We start from the raw sequence: 19,379 nt of genomic DNA on the forward strand, positions 1-19,379 counted from the left end.
TCCGTGAAATCAATTCGCTGCCGCAATCGCCGCCACAATCTTGTTTGTCACATCTCGATCCGCATTCGTCTGCGGCAGATGATTCCCTACCATGATCGAAAAAATCACAGTACGCCCACTCGCACACTCCACATATCCACTCAACGCCCGCGCCTCTCCCAGCGTCCCCGTCTTAGCCCACACCTTCCCCTTCAGCGGAGCCTTCATAAACCGCCCTTCCAGCGACCCATCCACTCCGCCCACCGGCAGACTGCTATTCCAATCCGCAAACCACGGCTGCGTCGCCGCATACTGCAACAGCCGCACAGTAGCCCGCGGCGTTACAAGATCATGCCCACTCAACCCCGACCCATCGAAGAAAACAAAATCATCTTTATCAATCCCTGCACTCAACAAAAACTGCCGCACCACTCGCGCACCCTGCGCAATCGTCCCATCTCTCCCTCGCGCCGCTCCCAGTTGGCGAAGTAGCAACTCCGCATGCAGATTCTGGCTCATCTTGTTCGTCACTACAACGTCCTGCAAAAGCTCAACAGACGTATGAGTCGCCAGGGTCTTCTCTTCGCCCCGCATCGCAACCTCAAACGCCGCATCATCTGCCGGTTCAATTCTCTGTTGTGGTGACACACCTGTCGCCTCCCCCACCGCACCGGACTCGCGGCCAAAACTCTCCGCATCCAACAACACCCGATGCCGTGCCTTCGCCACTCCACTCACATGAATTCCACGAGCCTCCAGCATTCCCTTCAAGGCCACCGCCGCATACTCAGCGGGATCCTGAATCGCAATCTCCTCCACATCCGGCTGCCCACGCAATCCAACCGTCCCGTAGATTCGCAGCACCTTCGATCCCGGCGCCCGCTCCATCTGCACCGTGCTCCCACTCTTCACCGCCCCGGTAGTCACCACGGTATCCAGCGTGTAATACGGCACCGCCGGATCGATCTCCACGCTCGCAGGCGCCCCCACAACATCTCCAGGCGTCACCGTCACTTTGATCTGATTATCATTGATCGACAGAGCCGACACCGGCGCGCCATATCCCCAGACAGCATCATCGATAACCCAGTCCTGCGCATAAGGCTCCCACGGAAACGCCGTGTCATCCCCAATCACGTCGCCCTCGACACTCTCCAACCCAGTCGCAGCCACCTGATCCGCCATCTCCTCCAGATACCGCAAAGGCACAGGACCCTCGTCGGCCGCAGCCGCCTTCTGCCCCGGCACCGGCGCGACATACGGCAACACTCTTCCCGACAAATTTGCATCGCCGTTTCCGACCAGCACAAGATGTCCCGTCAACTTGCCACCGTCAGCAAAAACGCCCCGCGCCAAAACCTTCGTCTGATATGTTGTCTTCTCGCCCAGCAAAGCCATCGCTGCAGCTGTCGTAAATAACTTCTCGTTGCTGGCTGGCTGAAACAGCTGCCCTTCGTTCACCGAATAAATCGGGGCATCATCCATCCCCACGACAGCGATCCCCCAATGATCCCGCGCGACCGCAGGCTCCTCCAGCAACCCGGCAATCGTCTGCGCCAACTCTGTACAAGCCCCGCTCCGACCATCCTTCAGCACCACCGGCCCATCGCACCCAACACCCTGCGTTTGTGCACAAAGCGGCTGAGTCCCCAGCAAACAAACCACGATCCATCCCAGAAGCCTCGCCATCCGCGCAGTCTAGCATCCTGCAAAGCCTGTCCTGCCGGACGGACCCACTCCGCGTGGTGCGGCCACTTCGTGGCGGGTATACCTTCCCTCGGTTGTATGAAACGTTACGTCCTCCCGTTGGTCAGAGTGAAGATAATCCCGACCAACGGGAGGGCCACGCGAAGCTTTAAAAGGGCGTGCGAACGCCCGCCCCACGCGCAGTGGGGACGTTCAGCAAAGACAAGTCTAAAATCCAACCATGCCTTTCACCCCGCGCCGCCATCACGACTGGCAACTCCGCACCCGCACACTCCCGCTGGGCAAGCGGACCATCCTCATGGGCATCCTCAACGTCACGCCCGACTCCTTCTCCGACGGCGGCTACTTCTACTCCCCCCAACACGCCCCCGAAAGAGCCCTCACCCAAGCCCTCAAGCTCCTCGAAGAGGGCGCCGACATCCTCGACCTGGGCGGCGAATCCACTCGCCCCAACGCAACTCCTCTCACCCCCGACGAAGAACAATCCCGCATCCTCCCAGTCGTCGAATCCATCCTCAAAGAAAAACCCAACACCATCCTCTCCATCGACACCTTCCACGCCGCCACCGCTCGCCGCGCTATCGAAGCCGGAGCCGAGATCATCAACGACGTCAGCGGCCATCTCTGGGACTCCGATATGTCGAAAGCCTGCGCCCAGTCAGGCTGCGGAGCCATCCTCATGCACACCCGAGGCCGCCCGCAGGACTGGCCCACTCTCCCGCCACTCCCCCCCGAAGCGGTCCTTCCTCTTGTCCTCAAAGAATTAGCCGAGCGACTCGAAGCCGCCACCACCGCAGGCATCTCGCGCAATAGAATCGTTTTCGATCCGGGCTTCGGCTTCGGCAAGCGCCTCGACGAAAACTACCCACTCCTCGCGCACTTCGACCAACTCAAGCAGTTCGATCTTCCGCTCCTCGCCGGCGTCTCCCGCAAAGGCTTTCTCGCCCACACCCTGGCCCAGAGCCCAAGCCTCTCTATCCTTCTCGAGGGCGCAACTCCTTCCATGGACGACCGTCTCCACGCCACCACCGCCGCCAACGTAGCCGCCATCCTCGCCGGAGCCCACATCCTCCGCACCCACGACGTGCGCCCCGCAGCAGAGGCGGCCGCCATCGCCGACCAAATCCTAGCAACCCTCTAAAATTTCATCTCCGACCAAAGGGAGGACCACATCCTTAATCCGCCCAAAACAGGTACACAAGTCACGAAGTGACCGCGCCACGCGCAGTGGGCCCGTCCGGCAGGACACGCGCCTTTAAACCGGATTCCCCGACGAATCCGTGCTCCAACTCTCCGTCTGAAATGCAATAAACACCCCAGTCCAAGTCCCCTTTGACGGCAGATTGATAAACAGCGCCCCATCCTGCCACACGCCGTTATCCTTACTGAATCCGCCCCCTTTACCACCCACCGGATTCCCCTGATTCATATGAATATCGTGGATCCCATCCACCTTCCCCGAGTCGGAAAACGAGCTGCCGAACGCATAGATCACGCCATCCTTATCCGCAACCGTCATATTCAGCAGCGTCACCACAGCATTCTCAAGCGCCTTTGCCCGAGCCCGCTGCACCATCTGTTCCTCCGCGTTCCCCCTCGACTTCGTCGTCGCCTGAGGCAACAGAATCATCTGTTCCTTCGTAATCATCGGTTGGCCGTTCACAGTACTCCGCACGAAATCCAACGCTGACCCACCCGGCTCACTCTTCAACGCCGTCATCCCCATCGGCAACGCCGTCAGTTCAGCCAGATCCGGCGGCGTAAAGTCCTCAACGATGTCATATAAAACCTCCGACCCATCCACGGACTGAATATTGACCGCCACCGTAAACGGGCCGCCCGGAGCCTGCATTGTGATCTGGTAGTGCGTACTAGCCCCCGTCACCACCTTCCCCGCCGTAGGCTTCCCCGCCAGCACACTGTAATTAGTAATCGGCATAGACCCTCCCATTCTCTTTCTTCAATCGCTTGCAACAGCACGCAATCAAGATCTACTCTTCCGCGTAAACCACCTCGAGCAACTCCGCAGCTAGACGATGCAGAGGTTGCAGCAACGGAAGCCCAGCCAGTCTCAGCGTCACCAGAATCATCTTCAAGGTTTTTTGATAAAGCAGCATCGTCCTCCGCTGGCCATCGCTCCGGTCATACACCCAGAATAAGATCAAACCCATCTGGTACATCCACAGCAGGCGCGGTAAATAAGGCTTGAGATTGACGGGCAGCCTGACCTTGGAATCTACAACCGCACTCTCAAAGAAACCGATGTCCTGCTCTCGGATCGCCGCGGTTTCTTTGCTAAATGGCGAAAGCGGATGTTCCGGATCAGAATGAGCAGACAGTGCACCTAGCAGCTTCCGGTTTGGTCCAAAGCATTCAAATTTTGTTGAAATAATCGCCTGCAAGCGCTGCTCTAACGTCTTGCTCTGAGCCAGAGAAGCCTCGATCCGGGGTTTCATCTCACTCTGCGAGCGCTCATAGAACGCCATGACGATCGCGTCCTTCGACTCGAAGTAATAGTAAGCCGCACCAACCGCCACCTCAGCCGCTGTGGCAATCTCACGCATCGTGGCACGCTCAAAGCCGCGCTCGCGAAACACAGCAAGCGCAGCCTCAAGGATTCGTGTGCGCGTCTCTTCGGACTTCTTGATCTTCGTCATTGAGAACTTACGCAATCCGCGGTGGCGGCGCTGAGCCCAAGCCGGCTGACCGGCCTCTCATCTTCGCAAAGACAAGAATGTTAAAGAAGTGCATTGCTCCAAGAATCAGCAGCACCACTCCTATCTTGACACTCTCCAGTTCGATCACCTGTCGGAAATTGGAAAGTGGGTCGGTCGTCTTCAACGCCAGCGCGATATAACCGATGTTGATCAAGTAGAACCCAACCACCAGCAACTGGTTTACGGAATCCGCCAGCGCTTCGTTACCGCGAAACGCATCCACCAGAAATACCCGGCCATTCCGATGAAGGGTACGCGCAACCCAAAAAGTAAGCGCAATGCTTATAACGAGATAGCTGAAGTAGCAGCTCGCGACGATCATAGTTAATTCTCCTTTACAACAATTTTGAACATGTTCAATTATGAGATTAGCTTTCTTTATCAACAGCGTAAAGCACTATTTTGAACACGTTCATTATTTTCTTTTTGAGCCCAGATACCCCTCTCGAAACACGCACCGCTCAAGCTGAGCCTGGTGCTATCCTTGGCGAAGGAAAATCGAAATGCTTACTACCTTCCTCGCCCTGCAAATAGTCATCCTGATCGGCCTCGCCGTTCTGCTCCTCCGCAGACCAGCCCCCACGCGGGCGGAGGATCCTCGCCTCGCTCAGCTCCCTGATCAGCTCACTCGCCTTGATGCTCGCAACGAGGCCCTCGACGCCCATGTTCGTGCCGCCTTCGCCGACATGCGCCGCGACCTCGCCGCCGAAGCCGAAAACACCCGCAAAGCCAACGCAGCCAACTTCGCCGCTCTCCGCAGCGAGATCACTGCCACAATCGCTGAACTCAGCGGCCTCCTGCAGAACGGCCTCAATGCATTTCGAACTGACAATAAGACTTCCGACGAAGTCCTCCGCACCGCTGTACAGCACAATCTCGACTCGATCGCACAACGCCTCACTTACTTCATCAGCGACGTAAACCACACGCTGGGCGAAGCGCGCGAGGCATTACACACACGCCTCAACGAGCTCTCCGGCCAGGCCAACGACCAACAGGAAAAGCTCCGCTTCACCGTGGAAGACCGCCTTTCAAAACTCAACGATGCCAATACCGCGAAGCTCGAGGAGATGCGCGTCACAGTCGACGAAAAACTGCACGCCACGCTCCAGACGCGGCTCACCGAATCCTTCGGTCAGGTCACCACGCACCTCGGCGAAGTCCAGAAGGGCCTCGGCGAAATGAAGGAGCTCGCCACCGGCGTGGGAGATCTCAAAAGAGTTCTCTCCAACGTCAAGTCGCGCGGCGTCGTAGGCGAGTTCCAGCTCGGCCAACAGCTCGAGCAGATGTTCTCTCCCGAGCAATACATCAAAAACGCCCGCATCAAGCCGGGAACACTTGAGTCCGTCGAATACGCCCTTAAATTCCCCTCCGGCGAAGGTGCCGACAGCCACACCCTCCTCGCCATCGACGCAAAGTTTCCCAAGGAAGACTGGGAGCGCCTGGAACACGCCTACGAAACCGGCGAAGGCATTGACGTAGCCGGAAAGGCCTTCGAACGCTCCATCCGCGCCGAAGGAAAACGCATCTGCGACAAATATATTGACCCTCCCACCACCATGCCGCACGCCATCATGTTTCTTCCAACGGAGAGCCTCTACGCCGAAGTCGTCCGTCGCCCCGGCCTCCAATCCGAAATCCAATCCAGCTGCCGCGTGACGATCGCCGGACCATCCACCTTCATGGCCATCCTTACCAGCTTCCAAATGGGCTTTCACACCCTCGCCATTCAGAAAAAAGGTGATGAGGTCTGGCGCGTTCTTTCGAGCGCCAAAAAAGAGTTCGAGACCTACGGCGGCCTCATGCAAAAGGTCGAAGACCAGGTCGGCACCGTCCAGAACACGATTCAAAAGTTAGGCGTCCGCACCCGGGCTATCAACAAAGCCCTCAAAAACGTCTCCTCCCTCGACACCGGCGCCCCTATTTCCAACCTCATCGGCTTCGACGACATCTCAGGGATCTCCCCGCTGCTCGCCGCTTCGGCCGAGGAAGACTGAAAAAGTCCCGCCGCCCCCTTCTGCAGCCACAGCCGCTTTGCTTTACACTCACTGAGGCGCTCAGTATGCTTGAGATTGGCCGTGTCGACCTCAATAGCGACAAATATCCAGGCTTCAGATTCCAGATGTAAACAGGAGAACGAAATGGCAGCAGTAGACGAGAAGGTAAAGCAGATTATTGTCGAACAGCTTCAGGTGGATGAAGCGGAAGTCACCCCGGGCGCAAGCTTTCAGGAAGATCTCGGCGCAGACTCCCTCGACGTCGTCGAACTCGTCATGCAGTTCGAAGAAGCCTTCGACATTCAGATCCCCGACGAAGATGCCGAGAAGATCAAGACCGTCAAAGATGCTGTCGACTACATCGAAAAGAACCAGAAGGCCAAGTAAACAATGGAGCATCGTCGCGTAGTCGTCACCGGCCTTGGCCTGATCTGCGGGGTCGGCAAAACCGCCCCTGAGGTCTGGGAAGGTCTCATGGCCGGCCGCAGCGGTATGGCCGAGATCAAAGCCTTTGATCTGACCGGCCATCCAGTCCGCTTCGCCGCAGAGGTCAAGGACTTCGATCCTCTCCTCTTCGTCGAAAAGAAAGAGTCCCGAAAGATGGGCCGCTTCATCCACTTCGCTCTGGCCGCTGCCGCCGAAGCGATGGCCCACTCCGGTCTCAAAATCACCGAAGAGAACCACGATCAGGTCGGCGTCCACATCGGCTCAGGCATCGGAGGATTCGATGTCATCGAGCGCGAACATTCCAACCTGCTCTCTGGCGGCCCGCGCAAGGTCTCGCCCTTCTTCATCCCCGGCTCCATCATCAACCTCGCCGCAGGCCACGTCTCCATCAAGTACGGCGCGCGCGGGCCGAATGAAGCAACGGCCACCGCCTGCACCACCTCGGCGCACTCCATCGGCGACGCCTTCCGCATCATTCAGCGCGGCGATGCTGACGCCATGATCGCTGGCGGGACCGAAGCCTCCATCACCCCCCTCGGTGTGGCAGGATTCGCCGCCATGCGCGCTCTCTCCACCCGTAACGACGACCCCGAACATGCCAGCCGCCCCTTCGACAAGGATCGCGACGGCTTCGTGGTTGGCGAAGGCGCTGGCATCCTCATCCTCGAAGAGCTCGAGTCTGCCAAGGCTCGCGGCGCGAAGATCCTCGCCGAGGTCCTCGGCTACGGCCTCTCCGCCGACGCCTTCCACATGACCGGCATGGCTCCCGAAGGCGAAGGCTGCTACCGCTCCATGCAGCACGCGCTCAAAGTCGCCGGCATCTCACCCGACCAGATCGACTACGTCAATGCACACGCTACCTCGACCCCTCTCGGTGACGCCCTCGAATCGAAGGCCATCGAGAACGTCTTCGGCCAGCGCGCCATTGACGGCAAGCTCCTGGTCAGCTCCACCAAATCCATGACCGGCCACCTCCTCGGCGGAGCCGGCGGACTTGAAGCCGGCATCACCATCCTCGCCATGCAGCACCAGATCGCGCCACCGACGATGAACATCGTCGAACTCGATCCCCAGTGCCGCCTCAACTACGTCCCCAACAAGCCGCTGCCCGCAAAGATCGACTACGCACTCTCGAACTCCTTTGGCTTCGGCGGCACCAACGGCTCCCTCGTCTTCAAACGCTGGACCGAATAACCCGCATCAACCGCACTCACTGAGGCCCGGCAAAAGCCGGGCCTCTTCGTTTCTCTCTCGCCCCCTCAAACAATCGTCATCCTGAGCGAAGCCGAAGGGAAGGATCCCTGTATTCGCAGTTGCCTTTGCTTTTACCCAAAACCCCGTCATCTCCACCGAGTCACTTCACAGTCTCCCCGTGAAGCGCGTAGTGGAGAGACCCCGTATTACGTTGTAACGCCCAACTCCAAAGCGTTCTCCCGCTCCACCTACACCAAAACGGAAACCTTCCCCACCCCAGCCTCGTCAACACACTCGCCGCCCAGTTATAAAGTAGTTGGAGACCCTGAATGAAGCTTCGCCTTACCCTCTGCCTCCTCGCCGCCACCCTCACCACCCAGGCCGAAGTCTCCCTCCCCAAAATCTTCTCCAGCCACATGGTCCTCCAGCGCGACATGCCCATCCACATTTGGGGCAGCGCCACACCCGGCGAGTCCATCACCGCCACCTTCCACAACCTCACCAACACCGCCATCACCGACGCCGCCGGCCGCTGGAGCCTCTATCTCCCCCCACAACCCGCCGGGGGGCCCTATACCCTCACCGTCCGCAGCACCAACACCATCACCTTCGACGACATCCTCCTGGGCGATCTCTGGTTCGCCTCCGGCCAATCCAACATGGAGATGCCTCTCTCCGGCTTCCCCCCCGACACCCAGATCGAACACGCCGACAAAGAAATCGCCGCCGCCAATTTGCCCGACATCCGCCTCCTCCGCATCGACAAGGACACCTCCGACTACCCCCGCGAAGACGTCAAATCCGCCACCGGCTGGTCCCTCTGCACCCCCGACACCGCAAAAGACTTCTCCGCCGTCGCCTACTTCTTCGCGCGCGATTTACAAAAGGCCCTCGCCGACAAGCAGCAGCACATCCCCATCGGCCTCATCGACTCCACCTGGGGAGGCACCCCCGCCGAAGCCTGGACCAGCATGGACGCCCTCGGCGCCAACGCCTCTCTCACACCCGTCTTCGCCACACGAGCCGAAAAGATGGACCGCGAGCCCACTGTGATCCGCTTCGAGGCCCTCGACAAACAAGCCCACGCCGAAGGCAAGCCCACCCCTGAGCGCGACTGGCATCCCAACCCCGACTCCTGGCGCCCCGCCGCCCTCTACAACGCGATGATCGCCCCCTTCACCCCGCTACCGATCAAAGGCGTCATCTGGTATCAGGGCGAAGCCAACTCCGCTCTCAACATGGTGAACCTCTACGACAAACTCTTCCCCGCAATGATCGAAGACTGGCGCCACCACTGGGCTCAGGGTAACTTCCCCTTCCTCTTCGTCCAGATCTCCTCCTATGGCAGCGACACTAAAGAAAACTGGGGAGAGCTCCGCGACGCCCAGCGCAAAACCCTCTCCCTCACCAACACCGGCATGGCCGTCACTATCGACATCGGCAACGAACACAACGTCCACCCCGCCAACAAGCAAGCCGTAGGCGAACGTCTCTCCCTCCTCGCCCGCCGCCTCGTCTACAACGAAGACATCGCAGCTTCCGGCCCTCTCTTCCGCCTCGCCTACCCCGACAAAGGCGCCATGCACGTCTGGTTCGACAACGCCCAGGGCCTCCACGCCAAACTCGGTGCTCCTGAAGGCTTCGAAGTAGCCGGCGCCGACCGCGTCTTCCTCCGCGCCAACGCCCACATCGAAGGCGACACCGTCATCGTCGCCAGCCCCGCCATTCCCAACCCGCAGTACGTCCGTTACGCGTGGCCCAACTTCCCTCAGGCCAACCTCTACAACGGAGCCAACCTCCCCGCTGCCACTTTCACTTCACTCCAGCCAGCAACTCAGCCTTACTAGCCAGTGAAGTGAGATGGCAAGGATAGTGAAGTGAGATGGCAACGCCCGCGTGCACGCGGAATCTTCCGCCGACCAACGGGAGGCCTGTGGCGAAGCCGGTATACCCCCCACGAAGTGGGCGCCGCCCGCGCAGGGCGAACCCAAAGCAAATCAGAATCGAAGCCGCGGACCCGTAGGTGGCCAGAAGCGCCTAGCCGCTCACCGCCGCCGTGATCACGCTCAACACCAGCACAATCACCCACCACCCGACCACCACAGCCGCAGCCTTCCCCCGGCTCACCTTCGCCACAATCGAGGTCCCAATCACCAGCAGCACAAGATTCCAGATCCCGATCACATCAAAAAAACTTAGTGCCGTCTTCAGCCAGGGCGCCGCATCCGGCATAAAGTAAGCCAGGTTCGTCCCCACCGGATTCTTAATGTTGAAGCTCTCCGCGTTCCCCCCAAACAACAGCGTAACCATCGTCAGCAATCCGCTCAGCAGCCTCGGCAGCGACGCATACATCCACACGCAGAACATCTGCGCAAACGTCGTCTTCGCCCCCAGCCCGACGTTAAAGCTCCCCCAGTTAACCAGCGCCCCAATCGCCGAAATAATCAAGATAATCACCGGCGTCGCGTACGACACATACCTGTACCCGCCCGTCATGGCGCTCACTCTCGCCGCCCGCTGATCCGGCGGCAAGCTCTGCATCTGTTCCTCCTGCTTCGGGCTGTCCAGAATCACGTTCTCCACCACGCGCCCAAACCCCACATGTTTATCGATCGTGAACGTCACCCCAATCGACACCACCGCCGCCAGCAGAAACGGCAGCCACCAGCTCGTATTCCGCAAGATATCCGTGAACGTCTTCGAAGGAGCGACAAACGTATCCACCACCCGCTTCACCTGGCTCAACCCAGGCTGCCCCGACTGCGCCTCCACCGCCACAACGTCGCTCATAGACCCTCCTCGAACAAAGTCTTCCGGCCGATCCAGCAAACCACGGCTCACGAATGTCTTCGCATTCTAGCCCACTGTGACGAACCACCCGTCAGAAAACTTCACCCCAGCCGAACGCTCAATTCGCGGCCCCATCAACTGAATGTTATCCGGTGAACTCGCAGCATTACTAATATCTGCAGAGTCACACGTCGCGCTCCGGAAGCCGTAGGGTCGAACGAAATTCCAATCGTGTAGTCGGCTCCGCTTGCCAAAGTGGATTTCCGCACCGAAAACATTGCGCACCTCGAGTGGCACGAGATGCGCATCATTTCGACAACCTACCGCCGAGCCTTTGCCCACCCTCATCACCGAAGAGACAGCACATTACCGAGGTTTTCAACTTGGCCTATAGGCTATGGTGCAAATACATTTCTGAAGTCATCCTGAGGGTGTGACCCTTCAAAAGACATTCGGTGCCAGGATCGTAAGGCTACGAGAAAAGCACGGCATGTCTCAGGAGGCTCTATCAAACAAGACCGGGATCGGTGTGACGCACATCTCAAAACTTGAGAACGGCCACAAAGAGCCGCGCTTAAACAACATGGCGAGGCTGGGTAGAGCGTTCGGCTTGAACCTCTCCCAGCTCTTGCAGGATGTAGACGGTCCCTGGAATTTTAGATAGCGCAGAACGAATCCCCAAAGAGCAGTGTCGGGGCGAGGCACTAAATGAGCCGCCTGTACGACTTCTTAAGGACTTGGTATTTGGTGCACAAAACGACTCGGACATGCGTAAAATGCGGTGTTTCCCAACCTAAGGTTACGATGGTCCACCGCCGGGGCTATGGCTATTTCTGCAACAATGAAGAATTCGAAGACTACTGGGGCGACCGGATATGGTAGCTTGATCAATTCTTCTGTCGCTGAGTCAATCGCCTCTTTCACAATCTCAGGATCATTCGTAGAGGGTGCCGCAATGTATTCCGCTTGGCTTAGCCGTGCGAAATGGTTAGCTGGGGCAGGCCTGCCGTCTGCATTCTTGCACAGCTCGTAGGGGAGAGCGAGGCACATTTCGCAAGTGATCTCTATCGCGGCACTTCGCAGTTAGTCCACATACGCCAGGTCCACCCAACATCCTATTCACGCGCATGAACATGGTCTGGTCGCAGGTGCAGCCCATCAGCACGGTATGACCCTCTGTGATGCCTTCGCGCTCAAATGGTCGGAGGCGCTCCTGGATTGTGTGCTGCCTACTTCGAGCCCGGCTCGAACGTAAGCTCGTCGCAGACGGAGAACACATAGACGTGCCCCGCTAGACTTCCGCTGTTGTCGGTTGCATTACTGAGGTTTTCGACTTGGCCTATAGGCTATGGTGCAAATACCTTTCAGAAGTCATCCTGAGGCGTGACCATTCAAAAGACATTCGGTGCCAGGATCGTAAGGCTACGAGTAAGCACGGCATGTCTCAGGAGGCTCTATCAAACGAGACTGGGATAGGAGTGACGCACATCTCAAAACTTGAGAACGGCCACAAAGAGCCGCGCTTAAACAATATGGCAACGCTGGGTAGAGCGTTCGGCTTGAAACCTCTCCCAGCTCTTGCAGGATGTAGACGGTCCCTAGCTACCTAGATAGGGCAGAACGAATCCCCCATGTGCAGTGTCGGGGCCGGGAGTGAGCCATCTTTAACAGAGCTGTGTCTGCGTTTATTGTCCTTTTTTTCTATGTGATCTTTGCTATAGAGCACACATGGTTGGCTGCTAAACGATTTCTTCTGCCGCGGCGTCGATCGCGTCCTTTACGGTTTCTGGATCATTTGTGGAGGGTGTCCGACAGCGATTAGCAACGCGTAATTCGCTTTAGTTATCGATCATCTTGCCTTACGGGCCTGAGCCAGGACGAAGGAGCTGGTGACGACAAGCGCCGGCGACTCTGCTCATTCGGCCGCTTACTCTCAGCTAAATGGAGTTACTGAAATAAACCCGCAGACCTCGCCAATAATCCCTCAAACTTCCGAGTTGCCGCCAAACCGCGAGTAAGTGACGACAAGCGCGTTTCCCGGTGCCTACTTATCCCGATCCCGCTATCTATCGGACTTAGCCTCGCAGGAACAAGCTCGTATGCTCCACGAAAAGCTCTGGATACTGAAAAAGAGAGCCGTGGGCGGCATCCGGATAAAGAATGAGTTGCGCGTCCGGCAGGTTCTGCTCCAGGTAGAACGAGTTGATGGTGTAGAAGATGATGTCGGACTTACCGCCGACAACGAGAACAGACATCTTGATGTCTTGCAAATAAGCGAAACGTTCTCCAACCGGCTTGCCCCACTCCTGAAGGGCAGCAAACTGCGCAGGCTGCACCTTTTCGCCGATGACAACATCGCGGCCTTCCACGCGGGCGTCCCTGCGCATCAAGAACGCTCGTCCGGCAGCCTGGCTCTTAGGTGACGCGGTGAAGAAGCCGTCGATCCAGAAATCGTCGAGATTGCCATACTTGTTCGTGAAGATCTTCTGCGATTCCGGTGTCAATGGGATGCCGTCTCCATTGCGCGGGCCGCTACCGACGATCACGAGCTTGCGGACGAGATCAGGTCGTTGCATAGCGACGTTCTGCGCGATCATGGAGCCGATCGAGAAGCCCAGGACGTCGACCTCCGTGAGGCCGAGCGCATCGATGAAGACCCCTGCGCTCTTGGCCATATCGGCGAAGGTCATGGAAACCTCGCCGCTGGAGCTGGCGACACCGGCATTGTTGAAGAGGATCACTTCGCGGTTCTGCGCGAGGCCGTCGGTCACGAACGGGTCCCAGCTATCCATGTTGCCGAGGATATGCGGAATAAAGACGAGGGGTACGCCTTCGTTCTTGCCGAAGCGGCGATAGGCGAATCGGACGCCATTGGCTTCGACGAACTGGGTCGGTACAGTGTGATGGGTGTAGGTGCTCATATCGTTTGTCCTTGGATATTGAGTCTGCGATGGACGCGTTCTACGCTCCGATTTATTACCGGTTGCAGATGGGAACGGGTCGATCTCGGAGGCTTACGTGGACAAGGTCGCCAGCAGGCTGCGAAAGCCTAAATTAGATTGCCCCAAGGTTACTACCGACATGTCGACTTCTCGCCTGCAATCGGCAAGTGACTACAAGAGCGTTTCTATGTAGTGAACCTGCAGGGGCGGCCCATCCTTGCGACCTGATGCAAAGGCTCGGTTATTCGCTCGAACCGTCATCCAAAGCAGAGACTCCCCATCCCGATATCCGTCAAGCCCTGTCAAGCCCTGTCAAGCCCCGAAACAGCAAATCACCGCGTCAATCCAGCACATTCGCATGGCGTATCAGTTATGCTCCAACCGATATAATGGACGTAAGGAAGTAATAAGGCCCCCGAGAGAATCGGGGGCCTTCGCCATTAAGAATAACCCCTTTATTTGTAATATTTTGCAAGTAACCCATTTGGAATCAATATTTTGCAGGCACCACCCGTCTTCAAACCCATGATTCTAAATAATTTACGCGCAAAATACCCCCAGAGAGGGAGGGGGGGTACCAACGAACGGAAAGGAGGACCGATGCTGACTACAACCAACACCAGAAAACCGAACCCTCGCTACTCCACCACGACCAGCACATCCCCAGACCCGACCGCGTCTCCCACCCCAACCGCGATTTTGACCACTCGTCCGGTCTTCGGCGACTTCAGCTCATTCTGCATCTTCATCGCCTCAATCACCAGAAGCGCCTGGCCCTCTTCGACCTCATCACCCACCTCAACCAGCACCCGCACCGTCCGGCCCGGCATAGGAGCCTTCACCGGCCGCGGGCCATCTGTACCCGCTCCGGCCCCACGCCGCCCCTGCAACGACCGCGGATCCGTCACCTCAAACGCGAACCGCCGCCCACCAATCACCACCCCATCGCCATCCAGAACACACCGGTACTGCCGCCCCTCAATCAGCAGCGACATCACCCCAGCCTGCAACACCCTCACATCCGCCACGATCGGGCGCCCATCAACCGAGCACTCCACCCTGCCGCCAATCTCAGCCGGAAGCTCAACCCTCCGCTTCTCTCCCTCTACCTCAAGCCAGACCGTCACAGACGCAACCCCTCCCGCCGCCCCGCCACAGCCCATCGGCTCTCCTCGGACAAATCAGCCACCGCCGCCGTCTCCCGCCGCGCTGACGCCGCAAACAACGCCGCTGCAAGCGCCACCACGTCCTCAGGTACATCCTCACGCACCGGGGCATCCGGTTCAGCCAGCAACCTCTCCAGATATCCCGTATCGATACGGGCCGCACGAAAATCCGCATCCATCAAAATCCGCCGGAACAGCCCGATATTGGTCTTGATTCCGCCGATCACATACTCACCGAGTGCCCGCACCATCCGGTCGATGGCCTGCTCCCGCGTCTCCCCGAACGCCACCAGCTTCGACAGCATTGGGTCGTAGTCGAGCGGCACATTCCACCCCTCATACACCGCACAATCCTCCCGAATCCCCGGCCCGCTCGGCTGAATCAACCGCGTAATCAACCCCGGCGACGGGAAAAATTGGTTCTCAGGATCCTCCGCATAGATCCTGCACTCAATCGCATGCCCGCGCAGCCGCACATCCTCCTGCGTCAGCGGCAACGGCTCGCCCATCGCCACGCGAAGCTGCAGATGCACCAGATCCAATCCAGTCACCATCTCGGTCACAGGATGCTCCACCTGCAGCCGCGTATTCATCTCCAGGAAGTAGAAGTTCTCCTTGTCGTCCACCAGGAACTCGACGGTCCCCGCGTTCACATACCCAGCCGAAAGCGCCAGCCGAACCGCAGCCTCGCCCATCCTCCGCCGCAGATCCTCTCCTACAACAGCGGAAGGAGCCTCTTCGATCACCTTCTGATGCCGCCGCTGCACCGAGCACTCCCGCTCGCCCAGATACACGCAGCTCCCATGCTCATCCGCCATCAACTGGATCTCGATATGCCGCGGCCGCTCGATCAGCTTCTCCAGGTAAACCTCACCCGACCCAAAACTCCGCTCTGCCTCACTACTGGCCGCCGTAAACGCCGCCGCCAGATCCTCTGCCCGCGACACCGCCCGCATCCCCTTCCCACCGCCGCCGGCCGCCGCCTTCAGCATCACCGGATACCCAATCCCGACGGCCACGCGCACCGCCTCCGCCACATCCGCCAGCCCAGTCACGCTCCCCGGAACACGAGGCATCCCCGCCGCATCCGCCGCCTGCCGCGCCCTCGTCTTCGACCCCAGCACCCGCATAGCGCTTCCCGGAGGCCCAATGAACGTCACTCCCGCCGCGGCACAGGCCTCCGCGAACTCCGCATTCTCCGACAGGAACCCATACCCAGGGTGAATTGCATCGGCCCCCGTCCGCCGCGCCACATCCAGTATCAGATGCCCCCGCAGGTAGCTCTCAGCCGCCGGTGCCGGACCCAACCGGTATGCCTCATCCGCCTGAAGCACATGCAGTGCCCCCCGGTCGGCATCCGAGTAGACCGCGACCGTGGCCACCCCCCCCTCCCGGCACGCGCGAATTACCCGCAGCGCAATCTCCCCGCGGTTCGCAATCAGCACTTTTTTTATCGAGCGTCGCAAGCGGCAATTTTACTCCAGTGGGATGATGAAGTCCGAGACCTCACCGAACCCATCCCACGCAAAAGAGGCCTCCCGTTCCCAGGGAGGCCTCCAGCCTTGCGACAAGCATCAGGGACTACTGCATTGAAACGCCGCCCTGTGTCGCCTTTTCTTTCTTCAATTCATTTTCCTTCCGGGCGCCCATCGCCTTCTGGATCCAGGAATCGACCTGAGCCATATCGGCCTTGCGAGCTGCTTCATCCCCGCACTCCAGATCAGCCTTACGACGATAGGTCAACTGAAGATACTGCATGGCGTCGTCATAGGTTGGGTTCAGCTCGACAGCCTTATTCAGATACTGCAACCCTTCGTTTACCAGATCGGTGTTCGCAGCCTGCAGTTTCTGGCACGCGCCCTTGCTCTTCTTCGGATTGCCATCGCCCTGATCGGTTAGCCCGTCGGCCGCAAGAATCGTAATCGCGTTCTTATAAGCCAGCGTCCAATCCACGAAACCTACCGTGTAATAAGCTTCCGGATCATTGGGAGCGATCGCGATTACCTTTTTCTCGTACTCTTTCGCTACATCGAACTTTTTGATGTTGCGATTGATCGACGCAATCTGTTTTAGCGCCGTCAGGTCGTTAGGGTTTTTTGCCAGAACAGCATTGAACCCGTCCATAGCCTTTTGTGCGATCGCCAGATTCTCCGGCGTATCTAGATTTGGCACCACCTGATAGGAGTACGCGGTGGCCAGATACAGCTTCGCGTCTTCGTAGTCGGGATCGAGCGCGATCGAATTCTGGAAGTGGTTCACAGCCTCTTCGTATCGTGCATTCTTAAATGCCTGCACTCCCTTGGTCAGCTGATCCCGAGCCTTCAGGCGATTACACCCGGTTGCAGTGATAAGCAGCAGCGCCAGCAAAGCGGCCGTAACCGGAATCCGTGCGGTGAATTTCATTGGGCGAATCATCTCCTTCAAAATGGGCGCGAGTTTCTGTTGCAGAGACCAGGGAAAACCATCTAACCAATGTTTCGGTGTTCGCTTGATTGTAATGGCATATGTCCTAACGTGACTAGAGCAGCTTTCTTTCCCTTCCTCAACTAAGGGGACAACGTCGGTCTTTTGTACTACAACGATGGAGCTTCTGCATAGTTCGAAGTGCTCTTCGCAGATACGATGCATTCCAGCCACTCAGAGACTAGACGAAACGTAATGCAAAGTGGCCTACTATACGCCCATCCTTCATTTTGACGATCCTATCCGCATAGGAAGCGGCGTCTGCATCATGTGTAATCATCAAAATCGTCTGTCCCAGACGGCGATTCAGGTCTTTTAGCAGCTTCAGAACCGCCGCCGAATTTTCGCTGTCCAGATTGCCAGTAGGCTCGTCAGCCAGCAGAATCGCGGGTGAGTTCACGATTCCCCGTGCAATCGCTACCCTTTGTTGCTGCCCCCCGGAGAGCGCACGAGGTTTGTGCTTCATTCTGTCAGCGATCCCGAGCAGGCCGAGAATCTCTTGAAACCCGGGGTCGAACGCCGCATCCCGGCCGGCAATGTACTGCACAATTCGGATATTGTCTTCGGCAGAGAGTGTCGGCAGCAGGTTGTACTTCTGAAATACGAACCCTACGGTGGTCTTGCGAAGCTCCGTCCGCTCGGCATTCGTCATTCCCGCAAAATCGCGGCCATTAAGCCACACAGTGCCGGATGTCATCGGCGTCAGACCGCCGAGAATATGAAATAGCGTCGACTTACCCGAGCCTGAGGCGCCGATAATCGCAACGAACTCGCCCTTCCGTATCTCCAGATCGACGCCACGCAGCGCATGCACGGCAACCTCGCCTACCTGGTACGTCTTCGTCAGACCTCGAACTTCGATTATCGGCGGCTCACTCATACGACAGAGCCTCCGTTACATCCTGCTTCACCGCTTTGACCCCAGGAACGATCGCACCCAACAGCGCTCCCACAACCGCAATGCCAGTCGCAATCGGCCACCAGTCATACACTGTCTCCTGCACCAGGCTTGCCGGTACCGCATGTTTCATAAGCCACTGCGTTCCATAGGTCAAGACAATGCCGACTACCGACCCCAGCAGCGCCAGCAATAACGTCTCCCGAAACAAGATATTTAAGATGAGCCCTGAAGACCCACCCACTGCCTTCAAAATCCCAATCTCCCTCGTTCGCTCCAGCACTGCCGTGTACATCGCCATAAACACCACGATGAAGCCGACGATCACCGCAACTCCAATCACGACCCCGATAAAGCTCTTCAGCATTCCAACGTTGCTGATAGAGAGCATCGACGTGAACTCTTCCATCGTATAAATCTGGTACCCGTGATACTTGACCCGCAGCGCATCGACCACCGCCTGCGCGTTGTTTGGGTTGTCCACTTTGATAAATATCTGACTGAGGTGGCCAGGATTTCCAGTTAGTGTTTGCAGCATCTGTAGCTTCACGCAGATGCGCGAAAGCTTCCCTGACTCAGTGATTCCAACCAGCTTCCAATCGTGATTTACCAGATTCAGAGTGTCACCGATATGAAGTTTTTTCTGCTGGGCGTAGTACTCATCCACAATCACGTCGTCATCGTTGACCAGCGGACCGCCCTTCAGGTAACGGAATCCTCCGTTGAGCTTTCGAAAATCGTCCAGATCGAGCCCCGTCATTGCATCGAACCCGGACAAGGGTTGAACCATCGTCCCCATCGCAAAGGTGACGTGTGGCTCCTTCATCAGCAACGCAGGAATCTTATCGCTCATGGGGGCGGAGCTCAGGCCTATCGCCGAAGATCCCGGCGGTCGAAACCAGACATCGGCACCTACGCCACGTGCTCTCTGCGCGGATTGGTCGAGCGTGCCATGGCTGACCCCGACCAACGTCAGGATCATCGTCACCTCGACGGCGATAGCAAGCACGCTCAGCAGGGTTCGGACCGGCCTGTGACCAAGATTGGCGAAGATAAGTTTATTGAGCAAGATCAGATTC

General features: G+C 58.0%; 18 protein-coding genes. 7 read left to right on the forward strand and 11 right to left on the reverse strand.

Annotated features, from left to right (window positions below):
• Positions 1 to 9 precede the first annotated feature (9 nt).
• Positions 10 to 1,668, reverse strand: a complete 1,659-nt coding sequence (gene dacB / locus RBB77_RS02030) for a D-alanyl-D-alanine carboxypeptidase/D-alanyl-D-alanine endopeptidase (RefSeq protein WP_353064517.1) — start codon at positions 1,666 to 1,668, stop codon at positions 10 to 12.
• A 238-nt stretch (positions 1,669 to 1,906) separates the two neighbouring features.
• Between dacB and folP the strand changes: the two genes are divergently transcribed.
• Positions 1,907 to 2,827, forward strand: a complete 921-nt coding sequence (gene folP / locus RBB77_RS02035) for a dihydropteroate synthase (protein WP_353064518.1) — start codon at positions 1,907 to 1,909, stop codon at positions 2,825 to 2,827.
• A 114-nt stretch (positions 2,828 to 2,941) separates the two neighbouring features.
• On the opposite strand, the gene RBB77_RS02040 is transcribed toward folP, so the two are convergent.
• From RBB77_RS02040 to RBB77_RS02050, 3 genes are read right to left on the reverse strand one after another with little or no spacing between them, the layout of a single operon-like run.
• Positions 2,942 to 3,625, reverse strand: a complete 684-nt coding sequence (locus tag RBB77_RS02040) for a YukJ family protein (protein ID WP_353064519.1) — start codon at positions 3,623 to 3,625, stop codon at positions 2,942 to 2,944.
• 52 nt (positions 3,626 to 3,677) lie between these two features.
• The gene (locus tag RBB77_RS02045) at positions 3,678 to 4,343 is read right to left on the reverse strand and encodes a TetR/AcrR family transcriptional regulator (protein WP_353064520.1); all 666 of its coding nucleotides are present in this window, start codon (positions 4,341 to 4,343) and stop codon (positions 3,678 to 3,680) included.
• 7 nt (positions 4,344 to 4,350) lie between these two features.
• The gene (locus RBB77_RS02050) at positions 4,351 to 4,725 is read right to left on the reverse strand and encodes a hypothetical protein (protein WP_353064521.1); all 375 of its coding nucleotides are present in this window, start codon (positions 4,723 to 4,725) and stop codon (positions 4,351 to 4,353) included.
• 181 nt (positions 4,726 to 4,906) lie between these two features.
• Here RBB77_RS02050 and rmuC point away from each other — a divergent pair, with 181 nt between their 5' ends.
• The 4 genes from rmuC to RBB77_RS02070 all read left to right on the forward strand — a co-directional run bounded on the left by rmuC (position 4,907) and on the right by RBB77_RS02070 (position 9,888).
• Entirely contained in the window at positions 4,907 to 6,400 is a 1,494-nt protein-coding gene (gene rmuC, locus RBB77_RS02055; protein ID WP_353064522.1) for a DNA recombination protein RmuC, read from the forward strand.
• Positions 6,401 to 6,544: 144 nt separating this feature from the next.
• A complete protein-coding gene (locus RBB77_RS02060; RefSeq protein WP_179580522.1) occupies positions 6,545 to 6,787 on the forward strand; it encodes an acyl carrier protein in 243 nt (80 codons plus the stop codon).
• A gap of 3 nt (positions 6,788 to 6,790) precedes the next feature.
• On the forward strand, positions 6,791 to 8,041 hold the full coding sequence (gene fabF / locus RBB77_RS02065) for a beta-ketoacyl-ACP synthase II (protein ID WP_353064523.1): 1,251 nt from the start codon (positions 6,791 to 6,793) through the stop codon (positions 8,039 to 8,041).
• 329 nt (positions 8,042 to 8,370) lie between these two features.
• Positions 8,371 to 9,888 (forward strand): sialate O-acetylesterase, encoded by a 1,518-nt coding sequence (locus RBB77_RS02070; protein ID WP_353064524.1) that lies wholly within the window; start codon positions 8,371 to 8,373, stop codon positions 9,886 to 9,888.
• A 190-nt stretch (positions 9,889 to 10,078) separates the two neighbouring features.
• Here RBB77_RS02070 and RBB77_RS02075 read toward each other — a convergent pair whose 3' ends face one another.
• Entirely contained in the window at positions 10,079 to 10,831 is a 753-nt protein-coding gene (locus tag RBB77_RS02075; protein WP_353064525.1) for a YIP1 family protein, read from the reverse strand.
• Between the two features lie 433 nt (positions 10,832 to 11,264).
• Between RBB77_RS02075 and RBB77_RS02080 the strand changes: the two genes are divergently transcribed.
• The gene (locus RBB77_RS02080) at positions 11,265 to 11,495 is read left to right on the forward strand and encodes a helix-turn-helix domain-containing protein (protein WP_353064526.1); all 231 of its coding nucleotides are present in this window, start codon (positions 11,265 to 11,267) and stop codon (positions 11,493 to 11,495) included.
• 775 nt (positions 11,496 to 12,270) lie between these two features.
• Entirely contained in the window at positions 12,271 to 12,441 is a 171-nt protein-coding gene (locus RBB77_RS02085; protein ID WP_353064527.1) for a helix-turn-helix domain-containing protein, read from the forward strand.
• 465 nt (positions 12,442 to 12,906) lie between these two features.
• Here the strand turns inward: RBB77_RS02085 and RBB77_RS02090 are convergent, their stop codons facing one another.
• The 6 genes from RBB77_RS02090 to RBB77_RS02115 form a co-directional block, all read right to left on the reverse strand.
• Complete coding sequence (locus tag RBB77_RS02090) at positions 12,907 to 13,752, reverse strand: alpha/beta fold hydrolase (protein WP_353064528.1); 846 nt, start codon at positions 13,750 to 13,752, stop codon at positions 12,907 to 12,909.
• 659 nt (positions 13,753 to 14,411) lie between these two features.
• Complete coding sequence (locus RBB77_RS02095; RefSeq protein WP_353064529.1) at positions 14,412 to 14,936, reverse strand: biotin/lipoyl-containing protein; 525 nt, start codon at positions 14,934 to 14,936, stop codon at positions 14,412 to 14,414.
• Positions 14,897 to 16,384 (reverse strand): acetyl-CoA carboxylase biotin carboxylase subunit, encoded by a 1,488-nt coding sequence (locus tag RBB77_RS02100; protein WP_353067714.1) that lies wholly within the window; start codon positions 16,382 to 16,384, stop codon positions 14,897 to 14,899. The genes RBB77_RS02095 and RBB77_RS02100 overlap by 40 nt, the downstream gene beginning before the upstream one ends.
• A gap of 136 nt (positions 16,385 to 16,520) precedes the next feature.
• The gene (locus RBB77_RS02105; protein ID WP_353064530.1) at positions 16,521 to 17,342 is read right to left on the reverse strand and encodes a hypothetical protein; all 822 of its coding nucleotides are present in this window, start codon (positions 17,340 to 17,342) and stop codon (positions 16,521 to 16,523) included.
• 241 nt (positions 17,343 to 17,583) lie between these two features.
• On the reverse strand, positions 17,584 to 18,282 hold the full coding sequence (locus RBB77_RS02110; protein ID WP_353064531.1) for an ABC transporter ATP-binding protein: 699 nt from the start codon (positions 18,280 to 18,282) through the stop codon (positions 17,584 to 17,586).
• Complete coding sequence (locus RBB77_RS02115) at positions 18,275 to 19,369, reverse strand: ABC transporter permease (protein WP_353064532.1); 1,095 nt, start codon at positions 19,367 to 19,369, stop codon at positions 18,275 to 18,277. Before RBB77_RS02115 ends, RBB77_RS02110 begins: the two co-directional genes overlap by 8 nt.
• Between the last annotated feature and the right edge of the window lie 10 nt (positions 19,370 to 19,379).

It is taken from the genome of Tunturibacter psychrotolerans, from assembly GCF_040359615.1.
GTDB lineage: Bacteria > Acidobacteriota > Terriglobia > Terriglobales > Acidobacteriaceae > Edaphobacter > Edaphobacter psychrotolerans.